The organism is Bordetella tumulicola, assembly GCF_965138755.1.
Lineage (GTDB): Bacteria > Pseudomonadota > Gammaproteobacteria > Burkholderiales > Burkholderiaceae_B > Bordetella_A > Bordetella_A tumulicola.
On record NZ_CBCSFP010000012.1, the window covers coordinates 98,800 to 121,674 of the forward strand.

Here is a 22,875-nt window from a genome sequence, read left to right on the forward strand (position 1 = left end):
ACATGAAAATAATAGCTGCGTTAGCCGTTGGTCTGATGTTGACCGCTTGCACCTCTCTGGACGAAACCGTTGCCTCCGCACCCTCGACCACCGTCCAGTCCGCCAAACCGGTCAGCGACGTTCTCGACTGCATCAATAGTGCGTGGGTTCTGCAAGCTACCGTGCGCACCGAGCAGATACCCGGCGGTCACCGCTTATACACCGACGACTCCCGATTCCGCGGCCCGGCCCATGTCGTCGAAATTGTCCAAAACAGCAAAGGGACAACGGTCCGTTATTGGGAGAACACCCAATGGAACACGCAGGAATTTCAGGGTCCTGTGATGGCTTGTACCAGAGGGTAAGTGCCGCTCCTAGTGGCGGCAATGAAGCGGGCTTGGGAAAAATAGGACGTCAGAGCGTTTTCGAACGGCTTGCCTAATGATCTTCGTCACGTGCCAACTGCCATACGATCTAAGGGCGTCAACAATCGTGCCGCCTCAGGATCCCCTCGAGTATCAGGCTACTCAATATTCTGCGCCTGCTCGCGCATTTGCTCGATCAGCAGTTTCAAGTCCATCGCCGCGCGGGTGACGTCCATGCTGCCGGCCTTGGAGCCCAGTGTGTTGGCTTCGCGGTTCATCTCCTGGAACAGGAAATCGAGCCGCTTACCCGCGCTGCCTTTGGCGCTGCCGCGTTTGCTGTCGGCCTTGCCTCCATTGTTCTCAGCACCGCCCAGCAGATGACGTAGTTCTTCCAAATGCGAACGCAATCGTGCGAGTTCTTCGGCGACATCGATGCGCAGGGCGAACAGGTTGGCTTCGTGCGCCAGGCGTTCCGATAGCTCGGTCCCCGAAATGTGATTAAAGCCGCCCGGAAACGCCGTTTCCACGGATTCGCGCAGTTTGTTGGCGAGCTTCTCGCGATGGTCGGTCAATAGTTGGGGCAGATGAGTTTCCACCGATTCGACGATGCGGGCGACGCCGTCGGCGCACTCCATCATGATCGCGGCCAGGCGTTGGCCTTCGCGTTCGCGGCCTTCTTTTAGCTGCGTCAGTGCTTGTTGCCCGGCCTGTACACAGGCGGCGCTCCAGGCTTGGGGATCGAGGGCATCGTTGCCGCGTTGGCCGGGCCAGTTAAACAGCTCGGCCAGACGAGGGGCTTCGACTTCGGGCAGGACAGTGCGCGCGGCCTCGAGTTGCGTGGCCAGGTGTTGCAGCCAGACGGGGTCGAGCTTGCTCAATTCGGTGCCGACGCTACGGGTGTAGGACGCGCGCACTTCGACTTTGCCGCGGCCCAGATTGGCGGTCAGTAGTTCGCGCAGCGGTGTTTCCGCGTGACGCAGTTCGTCGGGCAGACGGAAATACAAGTCCAGATAACGGCTGTTGACGCTGCGCACTTCGAGCGCCAAGGTGCCTTGTTCGATATCGACACGGGCGTTGCCGAAGGCGGTCATGCTGCGAATCATGGGGAATGTCCTGAACGTAATCTGAAAGATGGCAGGGCTGCGTGGGCCCTTGTTTCCAGCAGGATACCGCAAGCCTGTAGGTGATGCTGTAAATGCGCGTTGGCTGCCGATCCGACATTCTGGGTTCCGTAGCCATGCGGGTATGCATCGCATCACAACGCAAGACAACGTCGCGCCACACGCGCCTCGATCCGTCGCAACGATGGCTGCTATGGGGCGTTGACAATGGTGTCGTCACCAAGGCTGACGGGTAACCCCCGTACAATGCCGCGAAACCCTCTCTTTTCAGGAGTCTTCTGTGTCCACATCACCCGTTATCTCTCGTCCTTCGGGCCGCGCCGTCGACGAACTGCGTCCGTTCAGCCTGGAGCGCGGCTTTACGCGTTATGCCGAGGGGTCGGTGCTGGTGCGCGCCGGCAATACGCACGTGCTGTGCACGGCGAGCGTGCTGGAAAAGGTGCCGCCGTTTCTTAAGGGGCGCGGTGAAGGCTGGGTCACGGCGGAATACGGCATGCTGCCGCGCGCCACGCATACGCGCGGCGATCGCGAGGCTGCCCGGGGCAAACAAAGTGGCCGCACGCAGGAAATCCAGCGCCTGATCGGTCGCAGTCTGCGCGCGGTGTTTGATATGCAGGCGCTGGGCGAGCGCACGCTGCATCTGGATTGCGATGTGCTGCAGGCCGATGGCGGCACGCGCTGCGCCAGTATTACGGGCGCCTGGGTCGCAGCGGCGGATGCCGTGGCCTTGTTGATCAAGCGCGGCGATCTCACCATGAACCCCATTCGCGATACGGTCGCGGCGGTGTCCGTCGGGATGGTCAGCGGCCGTCCTGTGCTGGACCTGGATTATGAGGAAGATTCGGCCTGCGATGCGGACGTGAACGTGGTGATGACGGGGGCGGGCGCTTTTGTGGAAGTGCAAGGCACAGGCGAGGGGGCGACGTTTGCGCGTTCGGAACTGGATGCCATGCTGGGCCTGGCGGAGCACGGGATCGCACAATTAGTGCAAGCGCAGCACGCTGCGATGCAGTCTGTGCGCTAAGGCCCGGCCGCAACTAAAAAAGTCACAAGAGTGTTGCGAAGGGTCACGATGTAAAAGATAGCATTGCGTGCGCGGTCGCAAGTCAATCTCTGTTGATATAACCCTGTTGTTTGGGTAACCAGGGGTATAAATAAGATGATCGGCTTGCGTACGTTGTCATGCGCGGTGGCTTTGCTCTGTCTCGCGGGCTGTTCCAGCGGCCGTTATTATTCTCACCCCGACTTGATGGTGCCGGTCTCGGCTGCCGATTCGGCTGCGGCGCTATCGGCCAGCTTGACCGAAGGCACTTGCCCAGTGCCAATGGCGCAGACGGTATCGAATGACGGCGCCGTGACGAATAACAAGAAGAACACTATCTTCGTGCATCCAGGCATGTTGTCATCGAGCGCCCGCTGGGATCAAGGGTTGGCCGTAGACGGCGGGAAATGGCTGGTGCAGCGCGGCTATGCCGCCCGAATTCTGGAAGTACACGGCCGCGATCCGGAGCGTATTTCGCAGGTCATGGTTGGTGATCCGGGGACGCATTTCATAGGCCTGCACTACAGTTTGGGAGGCCGTGCGGATCTGGTGGTGCGCAGTGTCGCTGCCACGGCGCGAGCATCAAAGCGCTCGGGCCGGCAGTTGTCCTATTTTCCTGTCGTGATCGATCCCGCGTCGTTCTCCTCGGTGGGCGACGAGCTGGATATGAATTCGCCCTATTTAGGGCAACTGTTCTTGCTTGTGTCCGAAGAAGGCGCTGCATTTCGGACCAGCATTACCTCGGTGTCACGAAAAGTGCTGGACCATGCCAAGACGCATCTTTTGTATGCCGAGGATTTTGGCCTGACTTGGGGCCATTTTGATGTACTGGAAGGCTTGATCGCAGAGCAGCCCACCGATGAGCAGCAGCGAGTGCAAGATGTGTTTGAGGTGATCGCGCGCGGGATTGATGCGGGAACCGACGCGAATCAAATCGAGGGGCAGTTGGATGCGTTGAAAATCGACTATGCACGCGCTGACAAGCGGCCAATATTACGGGCGTGGTTGCAGCATACGCGCGGTGCTTGTGGCAGTCAGCGAACCGCGCAGCAGGCTTGCGAGAGCTCGACGCCACAGAGCACGTGCGGCGTCGAAACGGTCAACGTAGACCGATTTTAAGCTGCTGCGGCCACGGCGCAAAAGATGGGCACGTAATTACATTACGTGCCCATCAACCAGAAAACATAACCTTTAGCGCCGAACTAGGATCTCAGCCAGGACTTCAACGGTTCGGTAATAGTGTCCCCATACGGGCGATGTTTTCCAAATCCCATATGGTGTTGATCAAATCGCGAATTTCCCCTTCGCTCGCCGCCTGTGCATACATCCCCAGGCGCATTACCTTTTCCTCGATTTCTTCGCGGCTCAGCGTATTGCCAGGATCACCTTTCGGCTCATCCACGCGTCCCTGCAGGATGCGCCCATCGGTGGTATGGACCGTGACCTTGCCGATCCAGCGCTCGGGATAGGCAGCATCGACTTCGGGGTCCAGCTCCATACGAACCTTGGTGCGTAGCGCGGCCACGTCGGCGTTGCCCAATGCCGCATCGAACTCGGCCAGACCCGCACGATCTTCGCGGGCGATCAGTGCCAACACGGTGCCCATCGAAAACTTCGATTGGTGCACGGTTTTGGGATCCACCACGGGGCCCAACACGTCGATGGCCCCTTGATGCACATGCGTAATCACTTCGGCGAGATCGGTGTCGCGCAGTTTGTATTCACGCATGACCTGTTGCAGCGCGTCGGCGGCCGGATGAGTGTGACGGCACGACGCGTGATACTTGAACGAGGTCTCCGACAGCGCCCAGCGTTCGCCTAGTCGATCAACGAGCCTGGCGGGATCGGCGTCCGTGGACATGCCGGCGGCCAGGCCTTGCTCGCCTTCCAGAATATGGCTTGCGCCGGTAAAGCCCTCTTTGGCCAAGTAGGCCGCCGTCAGGCCATCGGCCGCGGCTTTGGCGGTATGCAGTTGCTTGGAGTCCGCGGCATCGCGCAGAAATTCCCACAAGCCCGCCGCTTGCGTGCCCGCCGAGCCCAGTGCGTGCAGCATTTGCTCGGCATTCAAATTCAGCAAGCGACCCACGGTCACGGCCGCGGCCAGGGTGCCAGCGGTGCCGGTGGTATGGAAAATCTTGTAGTGCGAGCGGCCCAGGTATTCACCGATACGGATGCCGACCTCGTAGCCGGCTACGGACGCGACCAGCAGGTCCTTGCCGGATCGGCCCAGGGCCTGCGCGACGGCCAGGGCAGGGGGGAAGACGACGGCGGCGGGATGAAACACCGAGCCGTTGTGTACGTCGTCTTGCTCCACGACGTGCGCGGCGGCGGCGTTGACCATCGCCGCGAATAACGGCGAGGTTTTCCGCCGGGAGATCAGGACTTCGGCTGCGCCATCGGTCGGGCCCATGGCGGCGGCATAGCGCTCCATCGCCTGGATCGGGCGCATATTGGCGCCGGCCAGAATCGACGCCAGGCAGTCGATCAACAGATCTTCGGCGCGGCGCAGAACGGGTGCCGGAATGTCTTCAAAGCGCAGGTTGGCGGCAAACTCCGCGAGGGCGGCGCTGGGGTGCGGATGAGGGGTGGCAGTCATGATAAGTGTGTGAATTTCTGCGGATAACGCTGCGATTAAAACGAGCGCGGCATGCCCAATACATGCTCGGCCACGTACGACAGAATCAGGTTGGTCGAGATCGGCGCCACCTGATACAAGCGGGTCTCGCGGAACTTGCGCTCGACGTCATACTCGTTGGCAAAGCCAAACCCGCCGTGGAATTGCAGGCACGCGTTGGCGGCTTCCCACGAGGCATCGGCGGCCAGCAGCTTGGCCATATTGGCTTGCGCGCCGCAGGGCTCGTGCGCATCAAACAGGCGGCAGGCCTCGTAACGCATCAGGCTGGCGGCCTCGACGTTGATGTGCGCGCGCGCGATCGGAAACTGCACGCCCTGATTTTGTCCGATGGGGCGGCCGAACACGATACGCTCTTTGGCGTACGCGCTGACCTTGTCGACAAACCAGTACCCATCGCCAATACACTCGGCGGCGATCAGGGTGCGTTCGGCGTTCAGGCCATCCAGAATATATTTGAAACCCTTTCCTTCCTCGCCGATCAGGTTCTCGGCGGGGATTTCCAGGTTGTCGAAAAACAATTCATTGGTCTCGTGATTGACCATGTTGGGGATCGGGCGCACTGCCATGCCGTGCTTGACGGCATGATGCAGATCGACCAAAAAGATCGACATGCCTTCGGATTTGCGAGTGACCTGCTCCAGCGGCGTGGTGCGGGCCAGCAAAATCATCAGGTCCGAGTGCTGGATACGCGAGATCCAGACCTTTTGCCCGTTGATAACGTAGCGGTCGCCCTTGCGCACGGCCGTGGTTTTGATCTTGGTGGTGTCGGTGCCCGTCGTCGGCTCCGTCACGCCCATCGATTGCAGGCGCAGTTCACCATTTGCGATGCGGGGCAGGTATTCGCGTTTCTGCGCTTCCGAGCCATGGCGCAGCAACGTGCCCATGTTGTACATCTGGCCGTGGCAGGCGCCGGAATTCCCGCCACTGCGATTGATTTCTTCCATGATGACCGAGGCCTCGGTCAGGCCCAGGCCCGAGCCACCATATTCCTGCGGAATCAAGGCGGCCAGCCAACCGGCTTCGGTCAGCGCTTTGACGAATTCCTCGGGGTAACCGCGTTGCTCGTCGATTTTGCGGAAGTACTCACCAGGAAATTGCGAACACAAGTCGCGTACGGCTTCGCGGATATCCTGATAATCGTGATTAGTGCTGGGCATGGTTCGGTTCTATGATGAGGCCAATAAATAACAACGGCACTTTGCCTCAATCCGGGTGGACTTGCCAATTTACGATTAGTTAATACCGGGTTAGCAATAGCCGAAGAACAGAGGAATACATGGCAGGGCACTTTGATCTGACAGATCTGCAACTGATTGTGCATATCGGCGATCGCCAAAGTTTGACACGCGCTGCTGAAAAAACGCACTTGTCCTTGCCGGCGGCCAGTACGCGCATCAAAAACCTGGAAGAGCACTTTGGCACGCAATTACTGTATCGCACCAGCCAAGGCGTGACCTTGACCCCCTCGGGTGAGGCCCTGACGCGTCATGCCCGTACGGTCATGCGGCAGGTCGAGCAGTTGCGCGGCGACATGCAAGAGTTTGCCCGCGGGGTAAAAGGCCATGTGCGCGTGCTGGCCAACACCACCGCCATGACCGAGTTCATGCCCGCCGTGCTGGGGAAGTTTCTGGCCGCGCACCCGGATGTGAACGTCGAGCTGCGCGAGCGACTGAGCTATCTGATCATGCGGGCCGTGGCCGAGGGCTCGGCCGATCTCGGCATCGTGGCGGGCTACACCGCCGACCCAAAGCTGGAATTCATCCCATACCGTAAAGACCGGCTCGTACTGGTGGCGGCCAGCGGTCATCCCCTGGCCAAAGAGAGCGCCGTGGCCTTTGCGGACACGCTGAACAACGACTACGTGGGCCTGTCCGAGTGGAGCGCCATCCATCCGTTTTTAGTGCAAGCCGCCGAGGCCCTCGGGCGGACGTTCAAATTCCGGATCGAGGTCGGTAATTTCGACGCCGTCTGCCGCATGATCGAGCGGGGCGTGGGCATCGGGGTGATCCCCGAGTCCGTCGCACAGCGTTTCGTGCGCGTGCACAAGATCTCCATCGTGCCTCTGACCGACGAATGGGCCATACGCAAATTGCAGATTTGCGTGCGTAGCCGCGAGGCCTTGCCGGCCTTTGCGAGGGAACTGGTCGACATGCTGGTGGCGGACGTCCCCGAGGACGAACGCGAGGAAACGCCGGGGACGAGTTAAAAAGGCGTTAAAACGCTAAGGGACGGATGCGCCAAGACATCAAGGCGAATCTCCCAGATTACGCAACATTGTCGGGTGCAACGACGCACCTGGCCCGCGCCAAGTCGTGCACTCTGTCGTTACGGCGCCCCCATTATCAACCAGTAGCCATCATCCAGACGGACGTCCCCGTCTACAATCTCCGTCATGACCTCTGCATCTATTGATTCCTCTCTGCGCCGCGTGGTGCTGGCCTCGAACAACGTCGGCAAATTGCGCGAATTCTCAGCCCTGTTTGCCCCGCTGGGGATCGAACTCATCCCGCAAAGCGAGCTTGGCGTGCCTGAGGCCGAAGAACCGCACGTCACCTTTGTTGAAAATGCGCTCGCGAAGGCCCGTCACGCTAGTCAACTGACGGGCTTGCCGGCATTGGCCGATGATTCCGGCCTGTGCGTCGCCGCCCTGGATGGCGCGCCCGGCGTGTATTCCGCGCGTTATGCACAGCTAATCGATCCGGACGCGCCTCGAAGCGATGCCGCCAATAACGCCTTGCTGGTCAGTAATCTGGTGGGCGTGGCCGATCGCAGCGCCTGGTACGTGGCCCTGCTGGTGCTCGTGCGTGCGCATGACGACCCGCAGCCACTGATCGGCGAGGGGCTGTGGCACGGTGAAATCATCGATACGCCACGCGGCGATCACGGATTTGGCTACGACCCGTATTTTTTGCTGACCGACCTGGGGCGCACGGCGGCCGAGCTTGAGCCCGCCGAGAAAAACGGCCAGAGCCATCGTGCCCGGGCGTTGCAACAACTCCTGGCCAAACTGGCGCCGCAATAAATGGCCATTACCATTCCCATCCGGCAGGCCGGCGCACCCACCCAGACCCGCCTGAAAACGCCGGCCGGCGCGACCCTGACCAGCCTGCCGCCGCTGTCGGTCTATATTCATGTGCCCTGGTGCGTGCGCAAGTGCCCCTATTGCGACTTTAACTCGCATGCCGTGCCCGCCGAGCTGCCCGAACGCGCCTATCTGGATGCCTTGCGCGCGGATCTGGAGCAGGCCTTGCCCTCGATCTGGGGCCGGCAGGTCATTTCTGTGTTTCTCGGCGGAGGGACACCCAGCCTGCTGTCCGCGGCCGCGCTGGACGAAATCCTGGCCATGCTGCGGGCTTATCTCAACCTCTGGCCCGATGCGGAAATCACGATGGAGGCCAATCCTGGCACGGCCGAGGCAGGGCGCTTTCGGGATTACGCGGCCAGTGGCGTCAATCGACTGTCCCTGGGCATTCAGAGCTTTGACGACGCCCAGCTCAAAAAACTGGGGCGCATCCACGACGCCGCCCAGGCGCGCGCCGCGATTGAAATGGCGCAGCGCGCCGTGTCGCGCGTGAACCTGGACGTCATGTTTGCCCTGCCCGGGCAGGACATGGCCGCCTGTATGGACGATGTGCAGCAGGCGCTGTCGTTTGGTACCGAGCACTTGTCGCTGTACCACCTGACGCTCGAGCCCAATACCGTATTCGCCAAATATCCGCCCACGCTCCCCGACGACGACACCAGCGCCGCCATGCAAGACGCCATCGAGGTCGCGCTCGACACCGCCGGACTGCAGCGCTACGAGGTCTCGGCCTATGCCAAACCCGGTGCTCGCAGCCGCCATAACCTGAATTACTGGGAGTTCGGCGACTATCTGGGCCTGGGACCGGGCGCGCACGGCAAGCTCTCCTTTCATGACCGGATCGTGCGCGAGGCCCGCCTGCGCAGCCCCGACACCTGGATGGCCGGCGCCATGGCGCGCGACGGCAGCCATATTGCCGAGACGCGTTCGGTTGGCCCTGATGAGCTGCCATTTGAGTTCATGCTCAACGCCTTGCGCCTGAAAGAGGGTGTGGCGGCGACGACGTTTAGCGAGCGCACGGGGCTCTCGCTCGCGGCGATTTCTCGTGCGCTACAAGCCGCGACCGCGCGTGGCCTGCTGGACTCCGATCCCACGCGCCTGCGCGCGACTCCACTGGGCTGGCGCTTCCTGAATGATCTGCAGGAAATGTTCCTGTAATCCGATCCGCAATAGATTTGCACTAAATTGGTGCGTTTGTGCACCATAATATGCACTATTATGGGGCGTTGATGCCCCTTATGCATGCGTTTCGCTCGCCATGCCCCGTGATGGATCCTGGCACGCATCTTGCTTTCTACTGTTTATGCCAGCCGGAACGTGGCTTCGTCCCCCGGCGCTTTTATCTAATGGAGATGACATGGCAAGCCCGAAAGACATCCTGAAACAGATCGCCGACAACGAAGTCAAATTCCTGGACTTCCGCTTTACCGACACGATGGGCCGTGAGCACCACGTCTCGGTGCCTACGAGTGCCGTGGACGAAGACAAGCTCGAAAGCGGTCAGGCCTTTGATGGTTCGTCGATTCCGGGGTGGAAGGGCATCGAAGCATCCGACATGTTGCTGATTCCTGACCTGGATACCGCCAACCTGGATCCGTTCCGCGAAGAGCCCACCCTGATCCTGAGCTGCGACGTCGTTGAGCCGTCCGACCTCAAAGGTTACGACCGCGACCCGCGTTCGCTGGCCAAGCGCGCCGAAGCCTACCTGAAGTCCTCCGGCCTGGGCGATACCGCCTACTTTGGTCCGGAACCCGAATTCTTCGTGTTCGACGGCGTGACCTGGAATACCGACATGTCCGGCACCTTCGTCAAGATCAAGTCCGAAGAAGCCCCGTGGTCCTCCGGCCTCGAAATGGAAGGCGGCAACCTCGGCCATCGTCCCTCCGTCAAGGGTGGCTACTTCCCCGTGCCGCCGGTCGACTCGTTCCAGGACATGCGTTCCGAAATGTGCCTGCTGCTCGAGCAAATGGGCGTGCCCGTCGAAGTGCACCACCACGAAGTCGCCGGCGCCGGCCAGTTGGAAATCGGTACCAAGTTCAGCACGCTGGTCAAGCGCGCCGACTGGACCCAGATCATGAAATACGTCGTGCACAACGTGGCCCACGCCTACGGCAAAACCGCGACCTTCATGCCTAAGCCCATCGTTGGCGACAACGGCTCTGGCATGCACGTGCACCAGTCCATCTGGAAAGACGGCCAGAACCTGTTCGCGGGCAACGGCTACGCCGGCCTGTCCGAATTCGCCCTGTACTACATCGGCGGCATCATCAAGCACGCGCGTGCACTGAACGCCATCACCAACCCGGGCACCAACTCGTACAAGCGTCTGGTTCCTCACTACGAAGCCCCGGTCAAGCTGGCGTACTCGGCTCGCAACCGCTCGGCCTCGATCCGTATTCCGTATGTGGGCAACCCCAAGGGCCGTCGCGTCGAAACGCGCTTCCCGGATCCCCTGGCCAACCCGTACCTGGCTTTCTCGGCCTTGATGATGGCCGGTCTGGATGGCGTGCAAAACAAGATCCATCCGGGCGATCCCGCCGACAAAAACCTGTACGACCTGCCGCCCGAAGAGGATGCAAAGATCCCGACCGTCTGCGCCTCGCTCGATCAGGCGCTGGAAGCCCTGGACCAGGACCGCGAGTTCCTGACCCGTGGCGGCGTGTTCAGCAACGAAATGATCGACGCCTATCTGGCACTGAAAGAAGGCGAAGTTCAACGTCTGCGCATGACCACGCACCCGATCGAGTTCGACATGTATTACAGCCTGTGATGTCCATGGCTTAGTGGGGCGGACGGGACGGCCCGCCAGCCCGTCCACCCCGGTGCTGCAAATGATAAATGTTGATGCGTTTGATCTATTGGCCACGGCTGTCCTGCTTCTGAACGAACGCGGGCACGTCGAACAAGCCAACGCTGCGGCCGAAGACCTGTTTGGCCGATCCCGCAAGCAATTGCAAGGGCTATCAGCCGCTACATTATTTGGTCACCCAGAGACCGTACAGTCCTCCATCGATCGTGCCGTAGGCGGTCAGTTTGCCGACGTACGACAGTTATCCTCATTACGTCGCGCGGGCGAATCCGTCGAAGTCACCGTCACGACCGTGTCACTCACCGGCCAAACCTGGCCCGTGCTCATCGAAGCGCGCGAGATCGAACAGCGCGTGCTGGCCGATCGTAACCATCGATTAGTCGAAGAAATCACGGCGCATCGTGAGCTGTTGCGCAACCTCGCGCACGAGGTCAAGAATCCGCTGGGTGGCTTGCGCGGCGCCGCGCAGTTACTCGAGGCCGAGTTGCCCGACGCGGCGCTCACCGAGTACACCCAAGTCATAATTTCCGAAGCTGATCGCCTGCAAGTCCTGGTCGATCGGTTAAGTGGTCCGCAGCGTGTCCCGTTGTCCGCGCGTCCCGTGAATATTCACGAAGTCTGCGAACGCGTGTGCGCGTTGATCCAGGCCGAATTTCGCGACAAGGTCACGCTGGTGCGCGACTACGACGCATCCATGCCCGACCTTGAGGGTGATGCCGCCAGGTTGATGCAGGCCGTGCTGAACGTTACGCGTAACGCCGCCCAGGAGCTCGCTGTGCAGCGCGTGAGCGCGGACACGCCAGCCCCTCAAATCACGCTGCGCACCCGTGTCGCTCGGCAAGTGATGCTGGCGCATCGTCAGCATCGACTGGCGCTGGTATTGGCCATCATCGACAACGGGCCGGGTGTCCCAGAAGCAATACGCGACCGCATTTTCCATCCCCTGGTCACCGCCCGGCCCGGCGGCACGGGGCTGGGCCTGAGTCTTGCCCAGGATTTCGTGCAGCAGCACGGTGGCATTATCGAATTCGAATCACGTCCCAGGCATACTGAATTCCGTCTGGTCTTACCGATGGAGCAGAGACCGTGAACAAACCTGTTTGGATCGTTGATGATGACCAGGCCATCCGTTGGGTCCTGGAAAAAGCCCTGGCTCGTGCCGAAATACCGACGCGTAGCTTTGCCCAAGCCTCGGACGTGCTCGAGGCCCTGGAGGGGGATACGCCCGCCGCGCTGGTCTCCGATATACGCATGCCCGGTGGCAGCGGCCTGGACTTGCTGCGCCAAATCAAAGAGCGCCATCCCCGTCTGGCCGTCATCGTCATGACCGCCTATGCGGATCTGGACAGCACCGTCTCTGCCTTTCAGGGTGGGGCTTTTGATTATCTGGCCAAGCCCTTTGACGTTAACGAAGCCGTCGCGCTGATCGAACGTGCCGTGGTCGAATCCGGCCCCCAGGAAAAGCCAGCCGAAGGCGAGGGCGACACCGCACTGAACAGCGAGCGGATGATGACGCAGTCCGCGTCCACCGCCATGCAAGAGGTATTTCGCGCGATCGGGCGCCTGTCCCAATCCAAAGTCACCGTCTTGATCACCGGCGAATCGGGTACCGGTAAAGAGCTCGTTGCGCGGGCCTTGCACGGCCACGGCGCACGGGCGGGTGGCCCGTTTGTGGCGCTGAACGCCGCCGCCATCCCCCGCGACTTGCTCGAAGCCGAACTCTTTGGTCACGAGCGCGGCGCCTTTACCGGCGCCAACTCCTTGCGCCGCGGCCGCTTCGAAGAAGCCAACGGCGGTACCTTGTTCCTCGACGAAATCGGCGACATGCCGATCGAGTTGCAAACCCGCTTGCTGCGCGTGTTGGCCGAGGGCAGTTTTTATCGCGTGGGTGGCGCGCAACCCGTACGCGTTGACGTGCGTATTGTCGCGGCCACCCACCAACCCCTGGAGCAGCGCGTCGAGCAAGGCCTGTTTCGCGAAGACCTGTTTCACCGTCTCAATGTCATTCGACTGCGCTTGCCGCCGCTGCGCGAGCGCGTGGAAGACATCCCCGCACTGGCCAACCATTTTCTGGCGCTTAGCGCACGCTCGTTGGGCGTGCCCGTCAAGCGCCTGACCCCTGACGCCATCGCTGTTCTGACGCGTTTTGACTTTCCCGGTAATGTTCGGCAGTTGGAGAATTTCTGCCATTGGCTCACGGTCATGGCGCCCGGCCAGATTGTCGAGCGCGCTGATCTGCCGCCCGAAATCCGGGCAATGGAATTGCAACAGCACGACGTCTCACAGGGTGGGAGAGTCGTCTCCGGCACCATGAGTGGCGGTCAGTCCTACGCCGTCGGCACGTCACCCAATACGGTTAACAGCGGTGGTTTTCCGGCCGCGGCGCCCGCGTTCGGCTCACCGAACAGCGGCGCTCGTGTCGATTCGGGCACCCCGGATTGGCAGGGCGCGCTGCTGCGCGAAGCCCAGTATCGACTCGAGCGCGGCGAGCCCGCCGTCATGGCCACGCTGACGCGGCAGTTCGAACGAGTCCTGCTGCAAACCGCGTTGGACGCCAGTCGCGGCCGCCGCGTCGAGGCCGCGACGCGTTTGGGCATCGGCCGCAACACCATCACTCGCAAGCTCAGAGAACTGGGTATCGAGGACTAATCCATTTCGGCCCGCACGTGTAGAAACCCGGTCCTACCCGTGCGGTGCCGACTGCTACACGCAGAGCGCCGTATACATTTCGCTGCAAAAAAATGGGTATAAAAACGCCGCTGTAACCTTGGGAACCTAAGCTCATTGTGTTGAAATAAACACCTAGACCGTTGGGAGTCCGCAGTGTCCGCAGCCAGGCGCAAAAAGCTCGAAGAAGTCGCTACCGATACCAAGGCTAAACCGAAAGGCCCCAAAGCCCGAAAATCGAAAGAAGCCAAGGCTACGGCGCCAAAGATCAAAGAGCCCAAAGTCAAACCTTCCAAGTCCACGGGCGCCGACGCAAAGAAAAAGCGCCCCCCCAAGGCTGTCGAACCTCCCCAGTGGTCACCCGAGACCATTCCCAGCATCCCGCATATGGAAGACGCGGGTATCGCCTTACTCGCCGAGCGCTTGAAAGGCGTAAAGATATTCCTGGAATATGGATCCGGCGGCAGCTCGATCATGGCCGCTCAAGCCGGCATACGCCGCATCTATTCCGTTGATTCGGATTTGATGTTCTTGCAGTCCGTGCAAAAGCGCCTGATTGCCGACGGGATCCCGCGCCGGCGTTATGTGCCCGTCTATGTCGATATTGGCAGGACTGGCAACTGGGGTCGGCCCGTCAACGAAAATCACGCCAAGGATTGGCCAAACTACTGCAGCGCTCCCTGGGTCAGGCTGGAGCAGGCCGGCGAGAAGCCCTCGTTGGTGTTGATCGACGGCCGATTCCGCGTCGCTTCATTTCTGGTCACCGCCATGTTGGCGCCGCCGGGTTGCGTGATCCTGTTTGACGACTATGTCGATCGGCCGGAATATCACATCGTCGAACAGCACCTGAAACCCGTCCGATTCGAGGGCAGGATGGCCGAGTTCATTGTCGCGCCGTTGCTCGACGCCAAGGCCGCGTTGTTCGACCTGCTGCAATACAGCACCGAGTCGCGCTGATCACAATCCGGCGGGCTTTCGCTTATTGGCCGTCACGGCCAGGTTCTCGCACATTGGCCGCGCGCTCGCATACCGGCCAGGTTCTCGTACATTGGTCACGCGCTCGCACACCGGGCAGGATCTTGCCTATCGGCGTTCACATACCGAGTAGGCTCTCGCTCAGCCGTGGCGAACGCAGTTTTTCCAGCCACCATGTCAGGGCTTGCCCAGGGGCTTGCTCGCGCCAGGCATAGACGAGTTGCTCCGTCATGGGTACCACGTCGTCCGTTACGCATTGGACGAGTTGCCCTTGCGAGATATGGGGCGCGGCCAGGCTCAGTGGCAAATACCCGCAACCCACACCACGTATCTGCGCCTCGATCTTGGCCTGCATCGTCGGCATGACGATCAAGGGTTGCTGGTTCAGCAAACCTCGCGTACGGGGCGGTAGATCACGTGACGTATCGGCCACGACTACCGCGCAGTAGCTCGCAATATCGGCGGCCGTCAACGGCCGGTTCAACGCCGCCAGAGGGTGGCGCGGCGAGACGCAAAATCCAAATTGCAGTTCGCCCAGCGGCTGCGACCGATAGGCGCCCGATGGCGCGCCCGCGGCATCCGCGCCGATGACCAGATCCGCGCGTCCGCTAGACAGGGCGTCCCACGTGCCGCTCAAAACCTCGGTAGATAACCGTAGCGTTGTCACCGATGCGCATCCCCGAAATCCTTCGATCAGGTCATACATCGGCGGCCACGGCAGCACCGCGCTCACCGCCACCCGCAGCTCCAGTTCCCAACCCGTTGCCACCCGTTTTACTCGGCCCGCCAGGGCATCCAGCGACTGCAACACCTGCCGGCCGTCCTGTAAGAGCGTCTGGCCCGCCGGCGTCAAACGTGCACGATGCCCGCTGCGGTCAAACAGCAGCACATCCAGCGCGTCCTCGAGCTTACGCACCGAATACGTCACCGCCGAGGGGACTTTGCCCAACTCGCGCGCTGCCTTGGCAAAACTGCCATGGCGCGCAATCGCGTCGATGATGTAGAGCAATTCTGGAGTAATCGCTTGCATGGCGAGGGCTCAGTGAAGGCATGAAGTAAATATTCAAATTAATTGAATGATCTCATCAAATCCGTTCAGCCTCAAGAGACCCTGAAACGCGCAAAATATCATTCATCAGCAGTACAAAGACCGAAACGTCCCAGTCCTGCATATTCAATATTCTGAAAGGAGATAACCATGCTGACCCTGCGCCGTAGCGAAGAACGTGGCCACGCCAACCACGGCTGGCTCGATAGCCATCACACCTTTTCGTTCGCCAATTACTATGATCCGGACCACATGGGCTTTGGTTCGCTGCGCGTCATCAACGATGACCGCATCGCGGCCGGTCGCGGCTTTGGCACGCACGGCCACCGTGACATGGAGATCATCACCTACGTGCTGGACGGTGCCATCGCGCACAAAGACAGCATGGGCAGCGGATCCACCATTCGGCCGGGCGATGTCCAGCGCATGAGCGCCGGGCGGGGCGTACTGCACTCCGAGTTCAACCCGCTATCGGACCAAGGCACGCACCTGTTGCAGATCTGGATCGAGCCCGACGTTACCGGCATCGAGCCCGAATACGAAGAGCTACCCGTGCCAGAAGCCGAAAAGCGCGGCCGCTTGCGTCAGGTCGTCTCGCCCGATGGCGCCGAAGGGTCCATGCGCATCCACCAGGACGCGCGCCTGTATGTCGGCCTGTTCGACGGTGCGGAAACCGCCGAGTTGCCGCTAGCCACCGGCCGCAAAGCCTGGGTGCACGTGGCGCGTGGCCAGGTACAGGTCAACGGTCAGTCCTTGTCGGCCGGCGATGCCGTCGCCCTCACCGACGAAACCACTGTGCGCCTGAGCGACGGCCAACAGGCCGAAATCCTGGTCTTTGACCTGTCCTGACCGGCAAGGCCGGCGTTCCGAGCAACATCCTGAACGCCGGCCATTGACGGGCCATTGACTGGTCATTGGCGGATCAGTCACCGGCCATGCATAGGCGATTCACTGGTCATTCACAGATCATTCACCGGCCATGCGTAGGCGATTCACAGACCATGCAGTGGCTAGTTAATGGCCATTTAGCGATCCTCACCCGGCATACGCCGGGACAATTTGCCCCGGCACCTGCCAGAATGTCGTAAAACAGAACCCACGACGCCCACCACGGAGAACTCCATGCCCCACGTAGAAACTCTCATCGTTCCACGCACCAGCGATTTAGGTGACGGCGTCCACGTACGCCGCGCCTTGCCCTCCGCGCAGCGGCGCACCGTCGGCCCGTTTGTATTCCTCGACGAAATGGGACCGATCTTGTTCGAACCCGGCAAGGGCATGGACGTCAGGCCGCATCCGCACATCGGCCTGTCCACCGTCACCTATCTCTACGAAGGCGCCATGATGCACCGCGACGGCGTAGGTCATGTGCAGGAAATCCTGCCCGGTGAAGTCAACTGGATGACGGCGGGGCGGGGCATCGTGCACTCGGAGCGCAGCCCCAGCGCCGAACGCGGCGCCGGCCACCGATTGGCGGGCCTGCAGTTCTGGGTTGGCCTGCCCAGCCAGCACGAAGAAACCGACCCGGGCTTTGTCCATTACGGCCTGGACGCGCAACCCACCCTCGAAGGTGATGGCGTGCGCGCCCAAATCGTGGCGGGCTCATTGTTTGGTAAAACCTCCTCCGTGCAGACACTATCGCCCTTGTTCCTGGGCGACATCATGATGCAACCCGGCTCGACCGTCGTCATTCCCGCCGAATACGAAGAACGCGCCGCCTATCTCAGTCGCGGTACCGTCGAGATCGAGGGTCAGACCTATCAACCCGGCCAACTGCTTGTTCTCCAGGCCGGCCAACCCGTCACCATTCGCGCCATTGATGACGTACGCTTTGCCATTCTGGGCGGTGAGCCCCTGGACGGCCCGCGATTCGTCTGGTGGAACTTCGTCTCCAGCCGCAAAGACCGCATCGAACAAGCCAAACAAGACTGGCAACGCGATCGCTTCGACCAGGTTGTCCCGGGTGACGAAACCGAATACATCCCGTTGCCGCCACCGAAGGCATGAGGGCGCCGCGTTAGAGTTTGAGGCTTGCGCGCATGACGTGTTGATCGCACCTTGCGGCCATTACGCATGGACATAAGCATTCACCGAGGCTGACGTCAGTTGGCTCTGGGGCCGATAGTAGAGGGCTCGCTTAACAGCCCTCACGAAATGCTTTATGGCCCAACGCCCGGACTACGATAGTGCCTGGAAAGACGCCTTGTCTGCGTATTTCCCCGAATTCATGCTGATGCTGCGCCCAGACACGCATGCCCATATCGATTGGACACATCCGCCGAAATTCATGGACAAGGAATTGCAGGCGCTTATGCGCAGCACCGCGCGTGGGCGTCGGCATGTCGACAAGCTGGTTTCCGTGCGCATGCTCGACGGCCAGGACAAGATGCTGTTGATCCACGTGGAGGTTCAAACGCGATGTGATTCGACGTTTTCGGCACGTATGTTTGATTATCACATTCGGCTGAAATCGAAATATCCTGGTGATCGGCTGCTCAACCTGGTCGTGCTCACGGGACGAAGCGGCAGTCGGGGTGAGGATCGCGCCGTGCGGGCATCAAACCTGATGTCTTACGCCTATCAGGACGAGGGCTGTGGTTTGTGCTTTACCTTTCCCGTGGTCTGGCTGGAAAGTTGGCGCCCGCGCATGGTCGAGCTGCACGAACTCGCGCCGCGCAACCCCTTTGCGGTGATCGTGCTGGTCCAACTGGAAGCCAGCGCGCTGCGCCACGGTCACGACCGTTTGGCACGCAAGATCGAGCTCGTTCGGCATTTGGAACAATGGGGATTCACGCGCGATAATAGGCGTACGCTATTTCGGGTCATCGATGCCATGCTGTATCTGCCAGATGACCTAGAACCCGTATTCGAAGCCGCCGTCATTCAAATCGAAGAGGAACACCAGATGACTTACGTGACCAGTATCGAGCGCGTGCGGCTCAAGCGCGAACGCGCTGAGGGCTTGGAAGAAGGTCGAGAACAAGGCCTGCAGAAAGGCAAAATTACAGGCGCTGCCGAATTGCTGACGACACTAATTACCAGTAAATTCGGCATGCTGCCGGATTGGGCGCACGCTCGCATCGTCGAGGCTGATGAAGTCACGCTGAACCAGTGGGCGCTGCGTATTCTGCAGGCTGAACGTCTCGAAGACGTGTTTGCCTGAGTCGAGATTGGGTCGTTTGGTGGCGGTTTGGAGATGAGCGCGGCTTAGCTTCTACCGCCCGCGCGCGTATGCCTGTTGGCGTTGCTCGACCAGCGTTTCGCGACGGATAAACTCGTGTACGAAGTCGTCAGCGGGGTGGTGATGCAGGTTGTAGGGGGTGTCCCACTGCATGACCTGACCATTGTTCATCACGCCGATGCGGTCGGCGATGGCGAAGGCTTCCGCCTGATTGTGCGTGACGAGGATGGCCGTGTGTCCCGTGGATTTAAGGATGTCGCGCACTTCGAAGGCGAGGCGTTCGCGCGTATCCACATCCAGATTCGAAAACGGCTCGTCCAGCAGCAACAAATCAGGAGAGGGCGCCAATGCACGGGCCAGCGCGACCCGTTGTTGCTGTCCGCCGGACATCTCATGCGGATAGCTATCCGCCGACGCAGATAGTCCCACCAGATCCAGCATTTCCTTCACCCGCGCGGCGCGTTCAGGCTTGTTCATCAGCTTGCGCAATCCAAACGCCACATTCTGTGCCGCGGTCAGATGCGGAAACAGGGCATAGTCCTGGAACATCATGCCGACGTGGCGCTGTTCGGGCGCGACTTGCGTCGTTGAGGATGAAATGGTCTTGCCGTCCAGTGCAATATGTCCCGCGCGTACCGGTTCAAATCCCGCAATCGCCCGCAAAATGGTGGTTTTGCCGCAGCCCGACTGGCCCAGCAGACAACCAATATGGCCCGCAGGCAAGGCCAACGACAGATCTTCCACGATGGAACGCAGGCCTTGCGGCGTGTCGTAGGCCAGGGAAATGCGATCGAGTTCTAACAGATCGGCCACCGTATTAATGTCCCATTTTCAAATTCGTACGTGCCAGCAAAATCACCGGCAACAATCCCGCGACCACAATCGCCAACGCTGCGACCGCACCTTCTTCGTAGGTGCCGCGTGCGGCTTCGGCATAAAGCCACGTTGCCAGCGTTTCAAAATTCAGCGGCCGCAACAACAGCGTGGCGGGCAATTCCTTCATCGCATCCACAAATACTAGCAACGCGGCTGTCGCCAGCGCGGGCTTGAGCAGAGGCAGATGGACGCGGCGCAGCGTGCCGCCGGCGCTTTCATTCAACAACCGCGACGCTTGCTCCAGCGACGGTGGAATGCGCGACAGACCCGCCTCGATACCACCTACCGAGATCGCCAGAAAACGCATCGTATAGGCACATACCAGCGCGCCCACCGATCCCATCAAGATCAAGCCTTGTGTCCCAAACACCGAACCCAGTTGCCGATCGATCCAGGTAAACGGCATCAGCAATCCAATCGCCAGCACCGTCCCCGGCACCGCATAGCCCAGGCTCGCGATTCGTGCGCAAGCGCGTCCCGGATTAACGTGCGCGCTTTCACGTAACGTGCGACCCGCCCACGCCACAATCAGCCCGCAGACCAGCGTCACCACCGTGGCTGCGAACGCCACGGTGACCGTGTTCTTCAGGCCATTGATCAACTGATCAGATACCCCACCCACCAGATGCAGGCGCTTGTAAGTCTCGACCACGAGATAGCCCGCCGGCGCCAAAAACCCCAGCAACACCGGAATCCAGCCCAACACCACCGCTAACAACGCGGCACCGCCACGCAAACGACGCGCCTGCATCGGCCGCATCCGCTGCGTATTCGCAAAGCGTTGCCGTTTGCGACCGTGGCGCTCCAGCAAAATCAAGGCCACCACAATCGCCAGCATCGTCAGCGCGATCTGCGCGGCACTGGCCAAATCAGACCGGGTCACCCATGTCGTATACACCGACACTGTCAGCGTCTGCACGCCCAGGAACTCCGAGGCGCCGATATCGTTCAGCGTTTCCAGCAAGGCCAGGCTGGCGCCGACCGCGATCGCGGGCCGCGCCAGCGGCAACGCCACCCGCACAAACACCCCTACGCGCCCCGCACCCAGCGTACGCGCGGCCTCGAGCAAACTCGCCGCCTGCGTCATAAACATGACGCGCGTGCTCAGGTACACATACGGGTACAACACAAAGCCCAGCACAAAAATCGCGCCGTAAATCGAGCGCAGGTCCGGCAATCGAAACTCGCGCGGGCTGCTATAGCCCAGCAGCGCGCGGATCGCCGTCTGGATCGGTCCGATAGGGTGCAGCAAATCCAGATAGGCAAACGCAATGATGTACGTCGGCACCGCCAGTGGCAGCAACAACGCCCACGTCAGGATCTTGCGACTGGGAAAATCATACGCCGTCACCAGCCAGGCAGCCCCGGTGCCCAACATCGTGACCAGGACACCGACACCCGCCAGCAAGATCGCGGTGTTGGCCAGCGCCTGCGGCAACACGTACGTCGCCAAGTGCGACCAATGAGAAAAATCAGCGTCCAGCGCCCGCCACGCCAGCGCGCCCAGCGGCAACAGCACAGCCAGCGCAATCAGGAAAGCGCCCGCCAGCCAGCCCGCGCCGCGCTCGGCGCTACGCAGTCGCCAGGGGCGGGGTAATGTATCTGCTTGCATGCTTCAAAAAAAGTTGGTGTCAGGTCCCTTGCGGCGCCTGACACCCGGTTACTGCCTGCGCCGCGTACGGGGTCGGCGCCAGCGTATGGAATTGTCGCATCTCAGACAAGATCAGGCTGATGGCCAGCGCTTGTCGAGTTTTGCCAACCCCAGCGGTTTAATTGTCGAAGCCGACCTTGTCAACCAATTCACTCGCCTGCTTGCGGTGTTTCGCGATTTCCGCCACGGGCAGAGAATCGATCTTCAGCTCACCAAAGCTCGCCACGACCGGGTCCAGTTTCACGCCCTTGCGGATCGGGTATTCATAGTTAGCCTGCGCGTACAGCGTCTGGGCGGGCTCCGACACCAGGAACTCCATCAACTTGACCGCGTTTTCCTTGTGAGGCGCATGGGCCGCCACGGCCGCACCACTGATATTGACGTGCGTACCCGTGCCGCCATTCTTGAACGTCGGGCGCACGACCTTGATCGCGTCGCCCCATTTACGAGCATCCGTGCCGGGTTCGGCGTTTTTCATGTGGCCCACATAATAGGCATTGGCGATACCGATATCGCAGATGCCGCCCAAAATGTCGCGCGCCACGTCGCGATCACCGCCGGTCGCCTTGCGGCCCAGATTGGCCTTGACGCCCGTCAGCCATTTCTCCGTCGTCTCGGCGCCATCATGCGCGATCATCGCCGCGATCAGCCCGGTGTTGTACGGGTGCTGGCCCGAGCGAATGCAGACCTTGCCCTTCCATTTCGGATCGGCCAGGTCCTCATAGTGAAAGCTGTCCAGCTTGATGTCGTTGGCCGCGTACAACACGCGATCGCGCAGCGACAGGGCATACCACTTGCCATCGGCGCCGCGCAGATTCTGCGGAATGACCGAATTCAGCGTCTCGGACTTGATCGCCTGCGTAATGCCGCCATCAACCAGGTCGATCAGATTCCCGATATCCACCGTCATCAGCACATCAGCCGGCGACTGCGCACCCTCGGCTTTTACGCGCTCGAGCAGGCCATCTTTCACAAAAACGGTATTGACCTTGATCCCCGATTCCTTCGTAAACGCGTCCAGCATCGGCTGGATCAGCTTGGGCTCGCGGGTCGTGTACAGGCTGACTTCCTCCGCAGCCAAGGTCGGCGCTGCGACTACCGCACCGGCCAGCGCCAGGGCGCCGATCAGAGGGGACAAGAAAAAGCGTCGGGTCGACATAGGGGTGCTCCGGTGGAATGTTAACGAAAACGATTATCAAGTAAGTGGGTGCGACAATAACAGGAAGCCGCAACCCCTTCAACTACCTGTCAGGACAGTTTTCTCCACCCGGGGCGAACCCGTGTTCTACCCGAAAGTTATAAGGGCATTACGGATTAATGAGATGAGCTATCAAGAAGACAGGGTAAAATCGGGAAAACCCTGAGCCCCGCGCCGGCCTATTGCGAACTTTTTTGCACAGCGCGGCACTTTACCTGGCGCACCTGGTGCGTTGCACTGACTCAA

General features: G+C 60.7%; 20 protein-coding genes. 13 read left to right on the forward strand and 7 right to left on the reverse strand.

Annotated elements, in window-relative coordinates; genetic code table 11:
• The first annotated feature begins 2 nt into the window (after positions 1–2).
• Positions 3–344: a hypothetical protein gene (locus ACNAZS_RS22610; protein WP_415792771.1), complete on the forward strand. Its 342-nt coding sequence runs from the start codon at positions 3–5 to the stop codon at positions 342–344.
• Between the two features lie 158 nt (positions 345–502).
• Here ACNAZS_RS22610 and ACNAZS_RS22615 read toward each other — a convergent pair whose 3' ends face one another.
• The gene (locus ACNAZS_RS22615) at positions 503–1,447 is read right to left on the reverse strand and encodes a YicC/YloC family endoribonuclease (RefSeq protein WP_415792772.1); all 945 of its coding nucleotides are present in this window, start codon (positions 1,445–1,447) and stop codon (positions 503–505) included.
• Between the two features lie 298 nt (positions 1,448–1,745).
• On the opposite strand from ACNAZS_RS22615, the gene rph reads away from it, so the two are divergent.
• Positions 1,746–2,489: a ribonuclease PH gene (gene rph / locus ACNAZS_RS22620; protein ID WP_415792773.1), complete on the forward strand. Its 744-nt coding sequence runs from the start codon at positions 1,746–1,748 to the stop codon at positions 2,487–2,489.
• Between the two features lie 135 nt (positions 2,490–2,624).
• The gene (locus ACNAZS_RS22625) at positions 2,625–3,626 is read left to right on the forward strand and encodes a hypothetical protein (protein WP_415792774.1); all 1,002 of its coding nucleotides are present in this window, start codon (positions 2,625–2,627) and stop codon (positions 3,624–3,626) included.
• A 103-nt stretch (positions 3,627–3,729) separates the two neighbouring features.
• Here ACNAZS_RS22625 and ACNAZS_RS22630 read toward each other — a convergent pair whose 3' ends face one another.
• Together ACNAZS_RS22630 and ACNAZS_RS22635 are read right to left on the reverse strand one after the other, a co-directional pair.
• Complete coding sequence (locus tag ACNAZS_RS22630; protein ID WP_415792775.1) at positions 3,730–5,103, reverse strand: MmgE/PrpD family protein; 1,374 nt, start codon at positions 5,101–5,103, stop codon at positions 3,730–3,732.
• A 35-nt stretch (positions 5,104–5,138) separates the two neighbouring features.
• Positions 5,139–6,299: an acyl-CoA dehydrogenase family protein gene (locus tag ACNAZS_RS22635; RefSeq protein ID WP_415792776.1), complete on the reverse strand. Its 1,161-nt coding sequence runs from the start codon at positions 6,297–6,299 to the stop codon at positions 5,139–5,141.
• A gap of 119 nt (positions 6,300–6,418) precedes the next feature.
• Between ACNAZS_RS22635 and ACNAZS_RS22640 the strand changes: the two genes are divergently transcribed.
• From ACNAZS_RS22640 to ACNAZS_RS22670, 7 genes are all read left to right on the forward strand, one after another.
• The gene (locus ACNAZS_RS22640) at positions 6,419–7,348 is read left to right on the forward strand and encodes a LysR family transcriptional regulator (protein WP_415792777.1); all 930 of its coding nucleotides are present in this window, start codon (positions 6,419–6,421) and stop codon (positions 7,346–7,348) included.
• A gap of 186 nt (positions 7,349–7,534) precedes the next feature.
• Positions 7,535–8,164 carry an RdgB/HAM1 family non-canonical purine NTP pyrophosphatase gene (gene rdgB, locus ACNAZS_RS22645; protein ID WP_415792778.1) on the forward strand — a complete coding sequence of 210 codons (630 nt, stop codon included), beginning with the start codon at positions 7,535–7,537 and terminating at the stop codon, positions 8,162–8,164.
• Positions 8,165–9,382, forward strand: coding sequence for a radical SAM family heme chaperone HemW (gene hemW / locus ACNAZS_RS22650; RefSeq protein ID WP_415792779.1), 1,218 nt, complete (start codon positions 8,165–8,167; stop codon positions 9,380–9,382).
• A 199-nt stretch (positions 9,383–9,581) separates the two neighbouring features.
• The gene (gene glnA / locus ACNAZS_RS22655) at positions 9,582–10,994 is read left to right on the forward strand and encodes a type I glutamate--ammonia ligase (RefSeq protein ID WP_415792780.1); all 1,413 of its coding nucleotides are present in this window, start codon (positions 9,582–9,584) and stop codon (positions 10,992–10,994) included.
• Positions 10,995–11,055: 61 nt separating this feature from the next.
• Positions 11,056–12,123: a nitrogen regulation protein NR(II) gene (gene glnL / locus ACNAZS_RS22660; protein ID WP_415792781.1), complete on the forward strand. Its 1,068-nt coding sequence runs from the start codon at positions 11,056–11,058 to the stop codon at positions 12,121–12,123.
• Positions 12,120–13,682, forward strand: coding sequence for a nitrogen regulation protein NR(I) (gene ntrC, locus ACNAZS_RS22665; protein WP_415792782.1), 1,563 nt, complete (start codon positions 12,120–12,122; stop codon positions 13,680–13,682). The genes glnL and ntrC overlap by 4 nt, the downstream gene beginning before the upstream one ends.
• 174 nt (positions 13,683–13,856) lie before the next feature.
• Positions 13,857–14,657, forward strand: coding sequence for a hypothetical protein (locus tag ACNAZS_RS22670; RefSeq protein ID WP_415792783.1), 801 nt, complete (start codon positions 13,857–13,859; stop codon positions 14,655–14,657).
• Between the two features lie 136 nt (positions 14,658–14,793).
• On the opposite strand, the gene ACNAZS_RS22675 is transcribed toward ACNAZS_RS22670, so the two are convergent.
• Positions 14,794–15,705 (reverse strand): LysR family transcriptional regulator, encoded by a 912-nt coding sequence (locus ACNAZS_RS22675; RefSeq protein ID WP_415792784.1) that lies wholly within the window; start codon positions 15,703–15,705, stop codon positions 14,794–14,796.
• A 168-nt stretch (positions 15,706–15,873) separates the two neighbouring features.
• On the opposite strand from ACNAZS_RS22675, the gene ACNAZS_RS22680 reads away from it, so the two are divergent.
• The 3 genes from ACNAZS_RS22680 (at position 15,874) to ACNAZS_RS22690 (ending at position 18,886) form a co-directional block, all read left to right on the forward strand.
• The gene (locus tag ACNAZS_RS22680) at positions 15,874–16,572 is read left to right on the forward strand and encodes a pirin family protein (protein WP_415792785.1); all 699 of its coding nucleotides are present in this window, start codon (positions 15,874–15,876) and stop codon (positions 16,570–16,572) included.
• A gap of 273 nt (positions 16,573–16,845) precedes the next feature.
• Positions 16,846–17,730, forward strand: a complete 885-nt coding sequence (locus tag ACNAZS_RS22685; protein WP_415792786.1) for a pirin family protein — start codon at positions 16,846–16,848, stop codon at positions 17,728–17,730.
• 154 nt (positions 17,731–17,884) lie between these two features.
• Positions 17,885–18,886, forward strand: a complete 1,002-nt coding sequence (locus ACNAZS_RS22690) for an RpnC/YadD family protein (protein ID WP_415792787.1) — start codon at positions 17,885–17,887, stop codon at positions 18,884–18,886.
• Between the two features lie 51 nt (positions 18,887–18,937).
• Here ACNAZS_RS22690 and ACNAZS_RS22695 read toward each other — a convergent pair whose 3' ends face one another.
• From ACNAZS_RS22695 to ACNAZS_RS22705, 3 genes are all read right to left on the reverse strand, one after another.
• On the reverse strand, positions 18,938–19,717 hold the full coding sequence (locus ACNAZS_RS22695; RefSeq protein WP_415792788.1) for an ABC transporter ATP-binding protein: 780 nt from the start codon (positions 19,715–19,717) through the stop codon (positions 18,938–18,940).
• A gap of 4 nt (positions 19,718–19,721) precedes the next feature.
• Positions 19,722–21,392: an ABC transporter permease gene (locus ACNAZS_RS22700; protein ID WP_415792789.1), complete on the reverse strand. Its 1,671-nt coding sequence runs from the start codon at positions 21,390–21,392 to the stop codon at positions 19,722–19,724.
• A 157-nt stretch (positions 21,393–21,549) separates the two neighbouring features.
• The gene (locus ACNAZS_RS22705) at positions 21,550–22,590 is read right to left on the reverse strand and encodes a Fe(3+) ABC transporter substrate-binding protein (protein WP_415792791.1); all 1,041 of its coding nucleotides are present in this window, start codon (positions 22,588–22,590) and stop codon (positions 21,550–21,552) included.
• Positions 22,591–22,875: the final 285 nt, after the last annotated feature.

Bases quoted from the DNA above. Each gene is read 5' to 3' on its own strand.
- ACNAZS_RS22610 (WP_415792771.1), top strand. From the start codon at position 3: ATGAAAATAATAGCTGCGTTAGCCGTTGGTCTGATGTTGACCGCTTGC.
- ACNAZS_RS22615 (WP_415792772.1), bottom strand. From the start codon at position 1,447: ATGATTCGCAGCATGACCGCCTTCGGCAACGCCCGTGTCGATATCGAA.
- ACNAZS_RS22625 (WP_415792774.1), top strand. From the start codon at position 2,625: ATGATCGGCTTGCGTACGTTGTCATGCGCGGTGGCTTTGCTCTGTCTC.
- ACNAZS_RS22630 (WP_415792775.1), bottom strand. From the start codon at position 5,103: ATGACTGCCACCCCTCATCCGCACCCCAGCGCCGCCCTCGCGGAGTTT.
- ACNAZS_RS22635 (WP_415792776.1), bottom strand. From the start codon at position 6,299: ATGCCCAGCACTAATCACGATTATCAGGATATCCGCGAAGCCGTACGC.
- ACNAZS_RS22640 (WP_415792777.1), top strand. From the start codon at position 6,419: ATGGCAGGGCACTTTGATCTGACAGATCTGCAACTGATTGTGCATATC.
- rdgB (WP_415792778.1), top strand. From the start codon at position 7,535: ATGACCTCTGCATCTATTGATTCCTCTCTGCGCCGCGTGGTGCTGGCC.
- hemW (WP_415792779.1), top strand. From the start codon at position 8,165: ATGGCCATTACCATTCCCATCCGGCAGGCCGGCGCACCCACCCAGACC.
- glnA (WP_415792780.1), top strand. From the start codon at position 9,582: ATGGCAAGCCCGAAAGACATCCTGAAACAGATCGCCGACAACGAAGTC.
- glnL (WP_415792781.1), top strand. From the start codon at position 11,056: ATGATAAATGTTGATGCGTTTGATCTATTGGCCACGGCTGTCCTGCTT.
- ACNAZS_RS22675 (WP_415792784.1), bottom strand. From the start codon at position 15,705: ATGCAAGCGATTACTCCAGAATTGCTCTACATCATCGACGCGATTGCG.
- ACNAZS_RS22680 (WP_415792785.1), top strand. From the start codon at position 15,874: ATGCTGACCCTGCGCCGTAGCGAAGAACGTGGCCACGCCAACCACGGC.
- ACNAZS_RS22685 (WP_415792786.1), top strand. From the start codon at position 16,846: ATGCCCCACGTAGAAACTCTCATCGTTCCACGCACCAGCGATTTAGGT.
- ACNAZS_RS22690 (WP_415792787.1), top strand. From the start codon at position 17,885: ATGGCCCAACGCCCGGACTACGATAGTGCCTGGAAAGACGCCTTGTCT.
- ACNAZS_RS22700 (WP_415792789.1), bottom strand. From the start codon at position 21,392: ATGCAAGCAGATACATTACCCCGCCCCTGGCGACTGCGTAGCGCCGAG.
- ACNAZS_RS22705 (WP_415792791.1), bottom strand. From the start codon at position 22,590: ATGTCGACCCGACGCTTTTTCTTGTCCCCTCTGATCGGCGCCCTGGCG.